Annotated in this window: 19 protein-coding genes and 2 tRNA genes; 16 read left to right on the top strand and 5 right to left on the bottom strand. The window is 49.3% G+C overall.

The window, feature by feature from the left end:
• Positions 1-2: 2 nt before the first annotated feature.
• The 5 genes from AACZ19_RS04335 to AACZ19_RS04315 form a co-directional block, all read right to left on the bottom strand.
• Positions 3-665 carry a glutathione S-transferase family protein gene (locus AACZ19_RS04335; RefSeq protein WP_339631483.1) on the bottom strand — a complete coding sequence of 221 codons (663 nt, stop codon included), beginning with the start codon at positions 663-665 and terminating at the stop codon, positions 3-5.
• 28 nt (positions 666-693) lie between these two features.
• Entirely contained in the window at positions 694-885 is a 192-nt protein-coding gene (locus tag AACZ19_RS04330; RefSeq protein ID WP_339631481.1) for a DUF1737 domain-containing protein, read from the bottom strand.
• Between the two features lie 16 nt (positions 886-901).
• Positions 902-1,453, bottom strand: coding sequence for a hypothetical protein (locus AACZ19_RS04325; RefSeq protein WP_339631479.1), 552 nt, complete (start codon positions 1,451-1,453; stop codon positions 902-904).
• A 160-nt stretch (positions 1,454-1,613) separates the two neighbouring features.
• Positions 1,614-2,789 carry an acyltransferase gene (locus AACZ19_RS04320; RefSeq protein ID WP_339631477.1) on the bottom strand — a complete coding sequence of 392 codons (1,176 nt, stop codon included), beginning with the start codon at positions 2,787-2,789 and terminating at the stop codon, positions 1,614-1,616.
• A 187-nt stretch (positions 2,790-2,976) separates the two neighbouring features.
• Positions 2,977-3,051, bottom strand: a tRNA-Thr gene (locus tag AACZ19_RS04315).
• Between the two features lie 226 nt (positions 3,052-3,277).
• Here AACZ19_RS04315 and AACZ19_RS04310 point away from each other — a divergent pair.
• The 16 genes from AACZ19_RS04310 (at position 3,278) to AACZ19_RS04235 (ending at position 16,124) form a co-directional block, all read left to right on the top strand.
• The gene (locus AACZ19_RS04310) at positions 3,278-5,173 is read left to right on the top strand and encodes a PhoX family phosphatase (protein ID WP_339631476.1); all 1,896 of its coding nucleotides are present in this window, start codon (positions 3,278-3,280) and stop codon (positions 5,171-5,173) included.
• A gap of 107 nt (positions 5,174-5,280) precedes the next feature.
• Positions 5,281-5,454, top strand: coding sequence for a hypothetical protein (locus AACZ19_RS04305; protein WP_339631475.1), 174 nt, complete (start codon positions 5,281-5,283; stop codon positions 5,452-5,454).
• Between the two features lie 84 nt (positions 5,455-5,538).
• Complete coding sequence (dcd, locus tag AACZ19_RS04300; RefSeq protein WP_339631473.1) at positions 5,539-6,093, top strand: dCTP deaminase; 555 nt, start codon at positions 5,539-5,541, stop codon at positions 6,091-6,093.
• A gap of 178 nt (positions 6,094-6,271) precedes the next feature.
• Complete coding sequence (gene murA, locus AACZ19_RS04295) at positions 6,272-7,564, top strand: UDP-N-acetylglucosamine 1-carboxyvinyltransferase (protein ID WP_339631471.1); 1,293 nt, start codon at positions 6,272-6,274, stop codon at positions 7,562-7,564.
• Between the two features lie 27 nt (positions 7,565-7,591).
• Entirely contained in the window at positions 7,592-8,065 is a 474-nt protein-coding gene (locus AACZ19_RS04290) for a DUF2948 family protein (protein ID WP_339631469.1), read from the top strand.
• A gap of 15 nt (positions 8,066-8,080) precedes the next feature.
• On the top strand, positions 8,081-8,743 hold the full coding sequence (hisG, locus tag AACZ19_RS04285; protein WP_339631467.1) for an ATP phosphoribosyltransferase: 663 nt from the start codon (positions 8,081-8,083) through the stop codon (positions 8,741-8,743).
• Entirely contained in the window at positions 8,733-10,025 is a 1,293-nt protein-coding gene (gene hisD, locus AACZ19_RS04280; RefSeq protein ID WP_339631465.1) for a histidinol dehydrogenase, read from the top strand. The genes hisG and hisD overlap by 11 nt, the downstream gene beginning before the upstream one ends.
• Positions 10,026-10,053: 28 nt before the next feature.
• Positions 10,054-10,533 (top strand): UPF0262 family protein, encoded by a 480-nt coding sequence (locus tag AACZ19_RS04275; protein ID WP_339631463.1) that lies wholly within the window; start codon positions 10,054-10,056, stop codon positions 10,531-10,533.
• A gap of 58 nt (positions 10,534-10,591) precedes the next feature.
• Complete coding sequence (locus tag AACZ19_RS04270; protein ID WP_339631461.1) at positions 10,592-11,053, top strand: hypothetical protein; 462 nt, start codon at positions 10,592-10,594, stop codon at positions 11,051-11,053.
• A 141-nt stretch (positions 11,054-11,194) separates the two neighbouring features.
• Complete coding sequence (gene infA, locus AACZ19_RS04265; protein ID WP_161315948.1) at positions 11,195-11,413, top strand: translation initiation factor IF-1; 219 nt, start codon at positions 11,195-11,197, stop codon at positions 11,411-11,413.
• Between the two features lie 10 nt (positions 11,414-11,423).
• Positions 11,424-12,095: a nucleoside triphosphate pyrophosphatase gene (locus tag AACZ19_RS04260; protein WP_339631459.1), complete on the top strand. Its 672-nt coding sequence runs from the start codon at positions 11,424-11,426 to the stop codon at positions 12,093-12,095.
• A complete protein-coding gene (locus AACZ19_RS04255; RefSeq protein ID WP_339631457.1) occupies positions 12,092-13,510 on the top strand; it encodes a ribonuclease E/G in 1,419 nt (472 codons plus the stop codon). Before AACZ19_RS04260 ends, AACZ19_RS04255 begins: the two co-directional genes overlap by 4 nt.
• The gene (gene yacG, locus AACZ19_RS04250) at positions 13,507-13,683 is read left to right on the top strand and encodes a DNA gyrase inhibitor YacG (RefSeq protein ID WP_339631455.1); all 177 of its coding nucleotides are present in this window, start codon (positions 13,507-13,509) and stop codon (positions 13,681-13,683) included. Before AACZ19_RS04255 ends, yacG begins: the two co-directional genes overlap by 4 nt.
• A gap of 154 nt (positions 13,684-13,837) precedes the next feature.
• Positions 13,838-13,913 (top strand) — tRNA-Phe (locus AACZ19_RS04245).
• A 291-nt stretch (positions 13,914-14,204) separates the two neighbouring features.
• Positions 14,205-15,497 (top strand): site-specific integrase, encoded by a 1,293-nt coding sequence (locus tag AACZ19_RS04240; RefSeq protein ID WP_339631453.1) that lies wholly within the window; start codon positions 14,205-14,207, stop codon positions 15,495-15,497.
• A gap of 123 nt (positions 15,498-15,620) precedes the next feature.
• Positions 15,621-16,124 (top strand): hypothetical protein, encoded by a 504-nt coding sequence (locus tag AACZ19_RS04235; protein ID WP_339631451.1) that lies wholly within the window; start codon positions 15,621-15,623, stop codon positions 16,122-16,124.
• Positions 16,125-16,238: the final 114 nt, after the last annotated feature.

Genomic DNA, 16,238 nt, shown 5'->3' with positions numbered 1-16,238 from the left:
CTCTATTTCGGATCGTAGCTCGTTATTGTCCATTCTTCCTTTTCTGCAGCCTGACGCCATTCAACAAACTCAGGCAGCGCCCAAAGTGCATCGAAATAGGCCTGACAATTCTCATCCAAGGGAACTGATCGGCTAAAGAAACGCACCAAAACAGGCGCAAAGAAAACATCCGCGAGGGAGATCTCGCCAAAAAGATAGGGGCCTTTTCCTGAGTAAAGCGCCCGACATTCGCGCCATATTTCGCATATCCGCGCGATATCGGCTTCCACCTCTTCCGGCAGACGCTCAAAAGGCAGCCTTTTTGATAAATCCATGGGCACATGCTCGCGGAGCGCAATAAAACTGGAGTGCATTTCAGCAACAACCGATCGAGCTCTGGCCCGGGCGAAGATTTCCTCCGGCCATAACCTGGCGTCGGGGCATTGTTCTGCCAGATACTCGCATATGGCCAGCGTATCCCAAATGGCATTCTCCCCGATGATCAAGGATGGAACTTTCGGTGGAGCCGCAGGATTTACCGCCTTGAGGTTAATATGGGAATCCGCCCGGTACAATGGAACCACAACTTCCTCAAATGGCATCCCGGATAGTTTCATAGCGAGCCATCCCCGCAAACTCCATGATGAGTATCTTTTATTCCCGATAACTAATTTCACATCTGTCATGTTGTGACTCACCCGTTCAATACTTACCTTAACTGGATTTAACAAACTCAGGAAGGACAACTGCCTGAGCGACCAGAACACGGTTGGTGTTTGGATCAAAGGTTGCCGCAGGAGAGCCATAAAGGACGTAACCTTCCGCCAGGGCATCACTCACGCGCACACAGAAGGCATGAGTATCCTCCCCCGTCAAAAGGCGATAGCCAGGCTTTTTATCCGCCATTGTTATTCCCCTTACATTAACTAAAAGTCGGCCTTTTCCGCCGCCAGACCAGCAAAAGAAATCCCAGCCCGACGCTAACGGCACCCGCGATCAGAACCGGAACCCTCAAAGGCTGTACATTGCGACGAAGGAATATTGTCTGGGTCTTTATTTGCGCGTCCTCCGGAGAGATTTGCCAGTCAAGCAAATACTGTCCGGGTGCTGAGATATCAAACGTCTTTATGACCTGCTCGGATGTTTTCGATGCATACTCCGGTGTATTGTCTTCCCGTTTGTCGCGTTGTTGGCCTTCTGCTTTGAACAGTGCTGCCCCGCCCGGCCCCGTCAATATAATGGAATAGTCGAACGCCGACGCACTTCCCGCCAATAGCTCTATGTCATAACTAACCGATAGAATGGCCCGCATCGGGTTCATTGACGGATCGAGCGTAACAAGACCTGTGTTTCCTGCTTCGCCCGCGAGCTCAAACCGGGCAACCTCTTCCCCGCTCGTCGAATAGCCATATCCAACCCAGCCAATCAGGCCTAAGCCGCAAACAATAAAGAGAATGATGAGAGTTTTACGCAACCCGTTTTTTGTCCCGTATAGAGAATAGCCCTTTGTAGAGAAGCCGCCTTAATAATAGTTGGCGATACTTTCGAGTACAGGCATATTCTTTAACAGGATCATATAAAAGATGCTACAGCAAGATAGTCCATCGATGACAGAACCACCCCGGCATCATCATTTAGGTATTGCTGTCTGACTTCTTATAGACCAGCGGGTACTCCCCCAACCCTCGGGTTTTCTTGGGAACAGATGACATTTTGATCGCGTGCCTGTTAAACGGCATTTCCAGATATTTATAGCTCAAATGTGCCAGAAATATCGTTATGCATGTCCCGACCACCAATAATATCGTGGCCAAAGTTGGATCAGTATTGATATGCGGGTTTCCGTTTTTCGTGTCCCAAATCATTTGGTAATCAAAAAACTTCATCAATATTCGGCCCATTATATACCAAACAGCCGCATGTATCATATATATGCCGTAACTCACCGTTCCTAAAAACACCAATTTCGGATGACACAGGAATTTCTTCAATCCGGTCATTTCAGACCATAATAGAGACAGGAAAATAAAAGAATAGGTAAATGGTGTTACCAAACTTGAAAAATAATGCCCAAAATACCAGACAGTAAACATTACTATAAAACTAATATAAACAAATATAGGCGCCACTCTAACAGTAAAGCTACTGAATACATAAAACAAGAGAACGCCGATGAAAAACGAATACGTGCAGCGAAACAGCGCCATTCCTGTTTCGGGGTATCGACTATCCGTCAAATGCAAAGCCAAGCCCGATATGATGACAATCAAAACACTGGCATATATCCTCAATGTTTTTGTGGGCAGCAAAGTAAACGCAATGGCAAACGTCAGATAGGTGAAAAATTCTACAGATACAGACCAGCTTGGGTAATTATAGTTTAAGTGCTCTTCAAGTATTCCTTGCGTCAAAAATATATTATTAAAGAATGCAGAGACTTCAAAGCCGTGGAATGGAGTGAAGCCGCTTGAGCGACCGCTTAATAATTCAAAGAAATACTCCATCAACGGAAATCCAACAGCGAACGCCAGAAATGTTACTATATGCAACGGGTACATTCGCAAGAATCTGTTGAACTGGAAGGCCGCGGCGGAAGCAAGGCTGTGAACACGATCAGCATAGCTGTAGGCAATGACGAAACCACTTAATTGAAAGAAAAGATCAACCAGCATAGTGCCGTTACTGAACATTATATTGTCATTCAATATAAAGGACGAGTTTGCCACATGATCGCCATGGACAACGACGACGACGAGCGCGAACACACCTCGTAGAGGTTCCAGAAATAAGAACTTTTCCTTGGACGCCATAACAAACCTTTGAAACTATATTAACGCACTCTAGTTTCGCTCTAATATAAAATTTTACTTCACACTGTTCGAAGTCATAAATATTTACAAATCGAAACTATTTTTAACCATATCTAAGTGATAAATACACATACTAAATTAACAAAGCATTACAAGCGTGGGGAATTGCCGAACAACGGTATGTAACTGGTGCCGCCGGGTGGATTTGAACCACCGGCCTCTCCCTTACCAAGGGAGTGCTCTACCCCTGAGCTACGGCGGCGAACTAGGTCCGGACGCGGCGGAATATATAGGGATTTCATGTCATGTCAAAGAGTTTCAGCCGGACTTTTAAAATTGCTGTTTTCTCTTGTTTCCAGGATTGGATTAAAATCGGAATTTCTGCCTTGCCTGACACAAAATTGCAATCTGACATACTTACAAGTCTAAGACATAGATTTGCCTGACCGGCACTGATAAAATAACCAGAGACTTTCCAGGAGTTGAAAATGTCCGCAAGACAAGATGAAGAACTCTCCTTCGACGAATTTGACGAAGAACATTACCCTCGTTCGAAGACCACCGATTTCCAGGCGATTTCAACTACGCTAATGTCCCGCAGGAACTTTCTTGGCAACAGTGCGAAATTCGGTGCCGCCGCGTTTATCATGGGAACGACGTCCCTTTCCGGGCTTGCCGGATGCAGCTTCCTGACGCAGGACTTCGAAGAGGTTGAGGCAAACAGCCGCGATACCATTACGGTGCCGGCCGGCTATCAGTGGCACGTTGTCAGCATGTGGGGAGATCCCCTGTGGTCCAATAGCCTCCCGTTCGATCCGTCGACACGCGGAACTGCAGAGAGCCAGGCGCTTGCCGTAGGCGACAACAACGATGGCATGTCTCTCTTCGAAGAAAACGGCACATTGATCCTTGTTTCCAACAATGAATATGTGAATCAAAGCATCATCTATGGCAACCGGAAGAGCAAAAAACCTGAAACCGAAGATGACATCCGCAAAGGTATGGCGGGGCACGGCATAACTGTTGCTGAAATTGTAGAGCAGGATGGCAAATGGAGTATCGTTAAGGATAGCCCCTACAACCGGCGTATTACAGCAAACACTCCAATGGAGATTACGGGCCCGGCACGCGGTCATGCAAAGATGGCGACAGCCGCGGACCCGGACGGAATTCTCGCCCTTGGCACCTGGAATAACTGTGGCAATGGCCTGACACCGTGGGGCACCTATCTCACCTGTGAAGAAAATTTCAACGGATACTTCTCCAGCAGTGATGACACCTACCAACCGTCACCAGAGTTGAACCGCTATGGTGTGGGCAATAAGGATTGGGGATACGCCTGGGCAAGCGTCGATGACCGATTTGATATCAGCAAAAACCCCAATGAGCCAAACCGCTTCGGCTATGTTGTGGAAATCGACCCGCTTGACCCTAATTCCACGCCGAAAAAGCGCACAGCACTGGGCCGATTCAAGCATGAGAATGCAGAGCTCGTCGTTGCGGAAAACGGCCATGTGGTGGTGTATCTCGGTGATGATGAGCGCGGTGAATTCCTTTATCGTTTTGTCAGTGCCGATAAATACTATGAGGGCGAAGATAACCGCGATCTTCTTGAGAACGGCACGCTATATGTGGCGAAATTCAACGATGATGGCAGCGGCAAGTGGATCGCCCTGACACCCGAAACGACAGGCATGGCATCTCAGGCCGAGATTTCCATTCTGACCCGGCAGGCGGCCTCTATTGTCGGGGCCACGACAATGGACCGGCCGGAATGGGTCGCCGTGAATCCAAACCGAGCAGAAGCCTATCTAGCGCTCACCAACAACAAGAACCGCGGGAAAAAGCCGAATGCAGGCGGAGACCCCACCCCTGTCGGCGGCCCAAATCCCCGCGCAGAAAATCATTACGGACAAATAGTCCGCTGGCGGCCACTCAATCAGGATCACACATCAGATGAATTTTACTGGGACTTGTTCGTGGTCGCAGGAAATCCCGCAGCCCACAGCGATGCCTATGCCGGATCAAGTAATATCAACACAGGCAATATGTTCAACTCCCCGGACGGGCTTGCTTTTGATGAAAGCGGTTTCCTCTGGATCCAGACCGATGGTAATTATTCCGATAAGGACGATTTTGCGGGAATGGGAAACAATCAAATGCTGATTGGCGATCCCGTGACAGGCGAGATCAAGCGCTTTATGGTGGGTCCCAAAGAATGTGAGATTACGGGCATCACCTGGAGTCCGGATCGAAGTACCGTTTTTGTCGGTATCCAGCATCCGGGCGAGAAGGGCAACAGCCATTTCCCGCAAGGTGGAACGTCCATTCCGCGCTCCGCTATTGTCGCCATCTCTCGCAAAGACGGCACCGCGCTCAGCTGACTTGCTTTCATTTGTTGCGCCCTGTCGGCACTTCGAGTTCAGGTGTCATTGCAATTGCCGGCAAAGCAGTCTAAGGATGCGTTGATATTCAGTTGGAGCCTATGGCAATGGCGGATCACGGCAATAAAAAGGGCGCAGACAAAGAAAAGCTGAAAGCGGAGAAAGCAGAGCGCCTTGCGTCGGAGCTGCGCGCAAACTTGCGTAAACGCAAGGAGCTGCAGCGCAGTCGCGGCGCCACCGCTCCCGACGCCATCAAAAACCGCGACAAATTGACCGATTAATCAATCTGCTTTTAACCTTGGCCCGATCAAGCACAGACTGTAGTATGCCGGTCCAATTCAGTTGTTTGAGCGGAGAAATAGAGCATGTCCATTCTGTCCGATAAATGGATCAGGCAATCGGCCCTGGAAACAGGCATGATTGAGCCCTTTGTGGAAAGCCAAAAGCGAGAAGGCACCATATCTTATGGCCTTTCTTCTTATGGCTATGACGCGCGGGTTTCCGACGAGTTCAAGATATTCACCAATATCGATTCGGCAACTGTTGATCCGAAGGCGTTCTCCAGTTCAAGTTTTGTCGACCGTAAAACTGATGTCTGCGTTATTCCACCCAATTCATTTGTCCTGGCCCGTACCGTCGAATATTTCCGTATTCCGCGGGATGTCCTCGTGATCTGTCTTGGAAAATCAACCTATGCTCGTTGTGGCATCATTGTGAACGTCACCCCGTTAGAACCAGAGTGGGAGGGACATGTCACTCTCGAGTTTTCCAATACAACCCCGCTGCCAGCAAAAATTTATGCAAATGAAGGCGCCTGCCAGTTCCTTTTTCTCAAGGGCAACGAGCCCTGCGAGGTATCGTACAAAGACCGCGCGGGTAAGTATATGGGACAAGAAGGCGTGACCCTCCCCAGGCTTTGAGACCGAATGCCATTATATTGATTAATTTAAAGTCGAAGCATTAAATAACGCCAAAGACTTTCCTTTCCTGCAAAAAATGGGATAAAAGCCATTCAATCATTTATGGAAGCGTGACCAGCCGATACAGCCTGGTATTCCCGCCCACAATTACCAATTGGATACAACAGAGTAGATTTAAATGGATAGCATTAGGATAAGAGGCGGAAAACCGCTTCAGGGAAAAATTGAGATCAGCGGCGCGAAGAATGCTGCGCTTCCACTGATGGTCGCCAGCCTGTTGACTGATGATACATTGACCCTTTCCAATCTGCCCCATGTGGCCGATATCTCGACCTTGATTACTTTGCTATGCCAGCATGGCGCGACAGCGGCAATGAATGGCGAAGCGGCCAATGGCGGCGGAAGCGATGGGCGATCGCTCTCAATCAGGGCCGCCAACATCACCAATACCGAAGCACCCTATGACATTGTCCGTAAAATGCGGGCGGGCGCCCTTGTCATGGGTCCTCTCCTCGCGCGAATTGGCGAGGCCCGCGTATCGTTGCCCGGAGGATGCGCGATTGGCACGCGGCCGATGAACCTTCATATCAGCGGCCTTGAACAGATGGGGGCAAAAATTACAATTGCTGGCGGCTATATGGAAGCAGTTGCACCCCACGGCCTTAAAGGCGCGGAAATTCGGTTTGAGACAGTCTCCGTCGGGGCAACAGAAAATCTGTTGATGGCAGCCTGCCTCGCCAAAGGAACGACAATTCTGGAGAATGCTGCCAAGGAGCCGGAAATTACCGATCTTGTTCAATTGCTGCGCCAGATGGGCGCACAGATTGAAGGGGACGGTACCGATAAGCTGGTTGTCCACGGCGTAGACAAGCTTCACGGCACAAGCTATCGAGTTATGCCGGACCGGATCGAAACCGGTACATATGCGATCGCAGCAGTTATTACTGGCGGTAAAATTGAGCTATCCAATACAAATGCCGAGCTGGTTCGCTCTGTACTAGATGCACTTGTAGAGGCAGGCGCCGAGATTCATGAAACGCAAGACGGCTTTATTATTTCCCGTGAAGGCACAGTCATTCGCGGCGTGGATATCATGACTCTCCCCTATCCTGGCTATCCGACGGACATGCAGGCGCAATTCATGGCCCTTATGACAATTGCCAAAGGCGCGGGCATGATAACCGAAACAATTTTCGAAAACCGCTTCATGCATGTGCCGGAGTTGGCGCGCCTTGGGGCAAATATTACCGTACATGGCCACTCGGCACTGGTTCGCGGCGTAGATCACTTGGTCGGCGCGCCGGTTATGGCCACGGATTTACGCGCTTCTGTCTCATTGGTGCTTGCAGGCTTGGCAGCAGAGGGAGAAACCGTTATCAATCGTGTATATCATCTGGATCGAGGATATGAGCGCCTGGAGGAGAAGCTGGCCGCGTGCGGTGCAGATATTGAACGCATCCATACGAGCTGAGCATAGATTGAGAGCAGGACCGGAAGAATGCCCAAGGGTCTAAAACTTTTTGCCACGGAAACCGAGGATGTTGAAATCCTGTCGGCGGCGCTTGAAGGCATGATCACCAGCCCCGGTGAAATGAGTTTTCACAAGTCGTCGCGCGCCTTCACGATAATGGGGTCCCGTTTTATGTGGGAAGTCCTGAATGACGATGCAAACACTCCCGACAGTTGGTATCGTATTCGGTCCGGGCTTCATTTCGGGGATGTAATAGCTGTAAAAGCAAGCGGCATCTCCCAGGATGTGCCGACCGAAGCTCTTGAGTTACTCAATTTATCGACAAATGTCATCGCCGGGTCTGATGCCGAAATCCATCTAAATTTTGCAGGGGGCGGAACGCTGCTTTTAAAGGCGGAATGTATTAATCTAACCCTGACCGACACGGGAGATGCTTGGCAAACCAAGTACAAACCCCAACATGAAGGCATTGGATCCTCTTCCGATCAGGAAAATGAATGAGAATGGAGTGGTCGCGTGCCATCGAGTGAAGAGCTGGTTATTGCCCTGCCAAAGGGCCGGATACTAAAAGAAGTGATGCCGTTAGTCCGGGCTGTCGGGATTGAGCCCGAGCCGGCATTTGATGATCCGTCAAGCCGTCTGCTGCAGTTTCGCACCAATCACCCCCATATTTCCATTATCCGGGTCCGTTCCTTCGATGTAGCAACCTTTGTCGCCTTCGGCGCGGCACAACTCGGCGTCGCCGGAAACGATGTGTTACTGGAATTCGACTACCCCGAAATATATGCGCCCGTAGATCTGGACATCGGCCATTGCCATATCGCCGTTGCCCAGCCACGTGACCTGGAAGATGACCGCGATCCCAGCCGTTGGAGCCATATTCGCATCGCGACAAAATACCCTAACCTCACTCACAAGTTCTTTGCCTCGGCGGGCATTCAGGCGGAATGCATCAAGCTCTCTGGCGCCATGGAACTTGCACCCGGCCTCGGCCTGTGCCGCCGGATCGTTGACCTTGTCTCAACGGGAGCAACACTGGAAGCCAATGGCCTGGTGGAAGTGGAGAAAATTCTTGATATCACCTCAAGGCTTATTATCAACCGGGCGGCCCTCAAAACCCGGTCCGTGGAGCTAAATGGCTGGATCGAGAAATTCAGGGAGGTGGTAAATGCCACTTAAGCTGAATATTGAAGATCCAGACTTCGAGGCAGATTTCACCGCCCTCCTCAATCAAAAACGTGATGAAGACAAGAATGTCGATACCGTCGCTGCAGACATCCTGAACGATGTCCGAAAGCGCGGAGATGCAGCCTTGCTGGACTATACCCGTAAATTTGACCGGCTGGATATCGCCGATGCCACCGCACTTCGGATTACAAAGGCAGAAATTGAAAAAGCCGTTGGTGAGTGTGACAGAGAAACACTATCCGCGCTGAACATTGCTGCTGGGCGGATTGAGCGCTACCACAAGCAACAACTGCCTGATGATCATTTTTACGAGGACGCGGACGGTGTAAAACTCGGTTATCGCTGGACTGCAATTGAGAACGTCGGGCTTTATGTGCCAGGCGGGCGGGCGACTTATCCATCGTCTGTATTAATGAATGCAATCCCGGCCAAGGTCGCTGGCGCCTCTCGCGTTGTTATGGTTGTCCCAACACCTGATGGCGTGATCAATCCAATGGTCCTGGCGGCGGCCGACCTTTGCGGAGTGGATGAAATTTATCGTATTGGCGGCGCACAAGCGGTGGGCGCTCTCGCCTTTGGAACTGAAACAATTACTCCGGTCGACAAGATCGTCGGCCCCGGCAACGCCTATGTCGCGAGCGCCAAGAAACAGGTATTCGGGACGGTAGGAATTGACATGATTGCGGGCCCTTCGGAAATACTGGTCGTCGCAGACAACCGAAATAACCCTGACTGGATTGCCGCTGATTTGCTGAGCCAGGCCGAGCATGATCCCGTAGCCCAGAGCATTCTGATCACGGATGACGCAAATTTCGCAAAAAATGTCGAGGTCGCCGTCGAAAACCACCTCAAAACGCTTGGCCGCGCAGAAATTGCCCGTGCAAGCTGGCAAAACTATGGTGCCATCATTCTGGTTCGGGATCTCTCAGAAGCGCCCGCGTTAGTCGACCGGGTTGCACCTGAACATCTCGAGCTCTGCGTTGAAGATCCGGACAGCCTAGCGGATAAAATCCATCATGCCGGGGCAATTTTCATGGGGCGTTATAGCCCCGAAGCAATTGGCGATTATGTTGCCGGCCCAAATCACGTACTCCCGACGGGTCGAACGGCGCGCTTTTCGTCCGGTCTCTCGACCCTCGATTTCGTCAAGCGGACTTCCTTGATGAAGCTGAACGCTGATAGCCTCCGTCGGATCGGGCCTGCAGCGATAGCGCTTGCGGAGTCGGAAGGGCTTGATGCGCACGCCCTGTCCGTTTCCATCAGGCTGAACTGACGCGAACCGGGAAAGGATCAATAGCCACATGCCCGACAACCAATATATCGCGAAAATAGCGCTCGACGAAAAGACGGTTGTTCGACGCAATGCGGATATTGAGCACGAACGCAAGGTCGCTATTTTTGATATTCTGGATCAGAACCGTTTTATTGTGAGCGGCTTCGAAAATAGTGGCCCCTATTCCTTGCACCTCAGCATTGAGGATAACCGGCTTATCTTTGATGTCCGGACGGAGGATGATACGACAGGTCTGGTGCGTATTCCGTTACCTGTCATTTCATTCCGCCGAATTATCAAGGACTATTTCCATGTTTGCGAGAGCTATTTTGACGCTATCAAATCAGCTTCCCCTTCGAAAATAGAAGCCATCGATATGGGGCGACGCGGCCTTCACAATGAAGGGTCCGAACTCCTGAAAGAGCGTCTTAAAGACAGGGCGGAAACCGACTTCGATACAGCACGTCGCTTGTTTACCCTGATGTGCATTCTCCATATTCGGGGTTAGGAATGAGGCACGAACCAATCATTCTTAGCCGTATCGATTATACGGACCGGTTCCCCGCATGAGCGATTTGCCCTATAGCAATGAACTGCCGGGTAGTGTTCTTTTTGCCTGCACCCATAACAGTATCCGTTCTGTGATGGCGGAGAATATTATGAAAAGCCTGTATGGCCATGCTGTCTATGTGGATAGTGTCGGGGTCCGTGCCAAAACGGTTGATGGTTTCGCCATCGAGGTGCTGGACGAAATTGGCCTTGATGCCTCAAATCATGTTGCAAAAAACTTCGAGGATCTGGAAGACAGCTCTTTCGACATGATCATCTCACTCTCCCGCGAAGCCCACAACAAGGCGGAAGAGCTGACCCGGACCACAGCGTGCGATACAGAACTCTGGAACACAATTGATCCGTCGCTTACTGAAGGCAACAGGGAAATGCGCCTAAACGCCTTCCGCCATGTTCGTGATGATCTGTACGAAAAAATAAAGGCCAGATTTAGGACAGGCCCTGCCCCACAAGTGTAAAAGCCACGCCGCAGACCTACTGCGAACTCACTATTACTGCTCCTTTTTGTGCTTTCTTTTGAATAGATTAAAGGAAATGCTTGCTTTTTAGTATTCTTGCCCCTTATTTTGCAGCATCGAAAACGACTGGAATAGGATTTTATGGCGAAAGAAGAACTATTGGAGTTTGAAGGAACGGTGACGGAATTGCTGCCCAATGCAATGTTCCGTGTTGTTCTTGAGAATGACCACGAAGTGTTGGCGCATACTGCTGGTAAAATGCGCAAGCATCGCATTCGTGTATTGGCGGGCGACAAAGTGACCGTCGAAATGACGCCCTATGACCTGACAAAAGGCCGCATTACCTTCCGTTACAAGTAGGTAATTGCTCATGGGTGATAGAAGAACCCCCCGGAGGCCTGCTGTCAATACGGCGGAACATGGCGCCGATAAGCATCTGCCGTCAATTCGTCCCCCGACTCTGATCCTGGCGTCTGCCTCGCCGCGGCGCCTGGCCCTTATGAAGCAAATCGGCCTTACACCCGATGAGGTGGACCCCGCAGACATAGACGAGTCCACCAAATCAAATGAGCTCCCCCGTGACATCGCAAAACGCCTGGCATTTGAAAAAGCTAGCGCCGTAATGGCGCGACATCCCGGAACTTTTCTTCTTTCGGCGGATACGGTTGTTGCCGTGGGTCGGCGCGCCCTTGGAAAAGCAGAGACCGAGGACGAAGCATATACCTTTCTCAAGCTGCTGTCCGGTCGTCGGCATCAGGTTCATACCGGCATCACCTTAGTGACACCGACCACGAACATCATTTCGCGGGTTGTAACCACTGCCGTTATCTTCAAACCTCTCGACCAATCTGAAATTCGCGGCTATCTCAAGCAGGATGAATGGCAGGGCAAGGCTGGCGGATATGCTATTCAAGGCTACGCTGCCGCTTTCGTTCGCCAAATACAGGGATCTTACAGCAATGTTGTCGGCCTGCCCCTCTTCGAAGTCAGCAATCTATTACGCGGCAACGGCTTTCCGTTCTGGACGGAAACGGCCAGATGAAAAAGGTCCTCTTGATTGAAGAAGGACCTTTCGAAACGCGTGGCGCCCTTCTGAATGACGATACTGTCATAGAATTGCAGATAGAGCGCCCGGGTGATGTTTCCCGTGTCGGCCAGTTTTATCATGGCCGTGTGTCCAAAATTCTCCCGGATATGAATATCGCTTTTGTCGATATTGGGGAGAAGACCGACGGCTTCCTGCAGCTAAGCGATCTGCACACAACTGCAACAAACCTTAACAGCGTTATTACAGAAGGTGAGAAGCTCCTTCTACAGGTGAGCAAGGACGCCAAAGGAGACAAAGGGCCGCAACTTGGCGCCCGCTTTGCCCTGCATGGCCCGAACCTTATCTACAGACCGACGAGCCAAGGACTGACCCTCTCGAAAAATATTAAGAACGCAACGGATAGAAGCCAGATCGAAAAGCTGCTGGGCGGATTTGCCGATAACGCGGGAATCACGGTGAGGACAAGTGCGGATAAAGCGCCCGAGCCACTACTCTTTTCGGAAATGACATCTCTGATATCCGAATGGGAGGAAGTAAAGGCGGCGCAAAAGGCGTCGAAGAAGCCTCAGCCCGTCGGAAGGGCGGAAACACCCCTCACCCGTATCCTGCAAACCTTGTTTACCAGCGATACCAGATTGATCGTCAACAACTCATCGGCGCTCAATGCGACAAAATCCTATCTGGCACATCGACTGCCAGGGATTGAGGCGGACGCGGAGCTGTGGAACAAACAAGAGCCATTATTCGAAGCTATGGGCGCCAATGCGGCGATTGAGTTAGCGCTGCAAAAGCGGGTCCCGCTCAAGTCCGGCGGAAATATCACGCTTGAGCCAACCGAGGCCGCCATCGTAATCGATGTCAATTCGGCCGGACAAACCAGGGCAGCAGGACGGCAATCTGCGGCACTTGCCACCAATCTCGAGGCCGCCCTTGAAATTTGCCGCCAAATCCGGCTGCGCAATTATGCCGGTATAATCATCATCGATTTTATTCAGATGAACGGGAAAGGCGATGCAAAGGAACTCACCAGCTTTTTGCAAACTCTGCTTGAGCAAGACCCCTGCCCTTCGCGCATGATTGGCATGACAGAAATTGGATTAATGCAGATAACCAGAAAGCGCACCCGGCCGCAATTGAGCGATATCATGCGGAAAAGCTGCCCCCAATGTGAGGCTGATGGCGTTGTTCCAGATGATACGACAATATTGGCCCATCTTTTTCGGGAGCTTCAGGATATTGTCCGCTTCTCCCCCAACGTATCCCTTCATATCAAATCCGGAAATGAACTGGCGTTGAGACTTGAACGCCAAAAAGCTATGCTGGAGAAAGAACTGGCAAGGCCGATCTCCATTTCGATTGACGCTGCGCTTTCTGAAAATGAATACGGGATAAACCAGGACGTGCAATGAGTAAAAAAATTCCGGAAAAACCCTGTCCGCAATGCGGCAAGCCTCCTGCGGCCAAATTCCGGCCCTTTTGCTCTGCCCGTTGTAAACAGGTTGACCTCGGAAAATGGTTCAATGAATCCTATGTTATCCCCGGAGAGGAAACCATCCCGGCCAATGACGAAGATTCGAATTAAGGCCCAAGTGCCAGTCCCTTAGCGCGCAAAAATTATACTGAAATCCCGCAGGCCGACATTTGCGCTTTTTTAAGTCAACACCTCTGGACAGCCCGGATTATTTCTTTTATAAACCTGCTTCCTCGCCCACGCGGCATAGCGTGTATCGCGACAAGCCCAGGTAGCTCAGTTGGTAGAGCAGCGGACTGAAAATCCGCGTGTCGGTGGTTCGAATCCGCCCCTGGGCACCATTTTTCCCTTATAAATCAATGCATTAACAATGATGGCGGGATTTTAAACCCCAAAATACTTGCTGCACATTTGCTGCACATATTTCTGTCAATTACATAGGTTTTCTGACAAAAATTATTTTGCACTACGCCTAATATATGTTTTAAAACAATGGCTTGGCAGGGATTTATTTTCGCCTGTAATTTGCCTTTTGATACCCTGATTGGCTATAAAAACATATACTATCGTGAATTATAATACTCGTATTGATTGTATATGTTATAATTTATATTATTTATTGGAGAAAGGAAATGACACAACACAGACTAAACTTAACGACAATTTGCAAAGGTAAAGTGGAAATCTACACACGCGCTGATACACAGAAAAAATCGTGGCAAGCAAGGGTCAAGTATTTTGAAGGGACTGGCTACTATGTGAAGAGCTTGAAAACTGAAGATAAACAAGAGGCCATTGATATAGCTGAGGAGTGGTATCGTGATTTAAAATACAAGCATGACAATAATCTCGTTGTCAGAAAGCGCAGCGTTGCACAGATATGCTCCCTTTATATGGACAAGCTTAAATCAGAGAGTGACGCTGGTATCGTTTCTAAACAAAAGCTGGACGACTACAGACCTCTAGTAGAAACCTATATAAAGCCCTTCTTTGGACGGCGTCATATAGACAGCCTTAAGCAACAGGATATTGAAAATTTCAAAGCATGGTGTCTGGTCTATTGGGTATCTGGACCAGGGTCAGAAATACGTGGTTGGACCTATTGCAGAAATGGCAAGTTGATCAAGAATCCTGCGGCGAGGTCTACAAAACAGCTATCAGAAGGCTCTCTTAATAAAATATGCGTTGTTCTAAGAGACATATTCAAAACTGCCGTTGCAAACGATGCAATCGACGAAAACAAAATTCCATTGATCACGAAAAAGATTGGCAACAATCGCTCCAAAAAGAACGGTCATTCTTCCAGACGACCCGCATTTTCCAATTGCGAATATGATTTCCTCGTCAGCAAAATGAGAGCATGGCCTAATGCAGCAACCAATGATGATCAGATACAGCGAAGGCTGTTGATGCAGGACTATATACTTGTTCTGACAAACACAGGAATCAGATCAGGTACTGAAAGCGACGGCCTAAAGTGGAGGGACATTAAATATGGCATCCATAAAGGCAAGCCTTATGTAGAAATACGCATCAAGGGTAAAACAGGCAAACGCCAGATCATTGCGATGCCTCGCACCAAGAACTATCTGGAACGAATTAAAGCCAGACGTACTGAGGTTCTTGGCAAGGCCCCCTCACTCAATGAATATGTCTTCTGCCTGCCTGATGGTTCTCATATCAAGAATGACTATTTCAGGAAAATCTTTAGACGGGCACTTATTGAATTTGGGATTCTGAAAGATAGCGACGGCAAGGAAAGAACGCCTTATAGCTGCCGCCATACTTACGCAACGATGCGCTTGCTGAAGGGTGTCACTTATGAAGAATTAAGCAAGAACATGGGAACCAGTTACAAGATGCTGGAAGCCCACTACAGCCATACAACGCCGTTGCTTATGCAAGACAGCCTGACCAGAATTTAGGCCTTGAGTAAATCCAGCCTGTTGAAGGTTTAGCGTCATTTACACGATACTGCTCCTCTGCCGAGGCTGATTTTTAGTTTGATAAATAAACATAGAAAGGAAAACGCAAAGAGACTTTTACACATGTACATAAATAAAAATGAATACGCCAAGGAAATGAAAACATGGCTATACCAATTTGAGGGAAACTATTTCGTCACCCTCGCTTTTAACCCCTCCAAAAAGCTGCCCAACAACACCTCAAAGGGTAACTATAACAATTGGTCCGTTGACAAGGCTGTGGACGCTTTAAAACACTGGCACGCGCGACTTGATCGCAAACTTTTAGGTCCTGATTGGGGTAAGGAATTAAAGAAAGAATTACGCACTCAATTTATCGCCTTTGTGGAACACCCAGACAGCAACATACATTGGCACCTGATTTTAAAATTGAACTCACCAAAAGCTAATATGTTTTTGGAAGAGGCAGATGCCATATGGGAAAAACTTGTTCCTAGCGGCACAATTGATATCAAGCCAATCAGGACAGCAAAAGACAATCTAGATTTCAGTGGATATTGCAGCAAGGCCAGCAGATCATATGATCCTGCAAATCACATCGTTTTCAGTTCAAATTTTACGATGTAAAAACTACGCCATGCAGTTTTAATAAATACATTGCATTTCCTTTCACGTGCTTGCAACGCTGCACAAGTTGAAAGGGTGCATTTTGGAAATTTATAACGCGTTTTACAAAGGGAC

Origin of the sequence: uncultured Sneathiella sp., assembly GCF_963973085.1 — a bacterium.
Lineage (GTDB): Bacteria > Pseudomonadota > Alphaproteobacteria > Sneathiellales > Sneathiellaceae > Sneathiella.
Note: the sequence above shows the minus strand (reverse complement) of the source record. Positions and strands in the feature narration are given on the sequence as shown.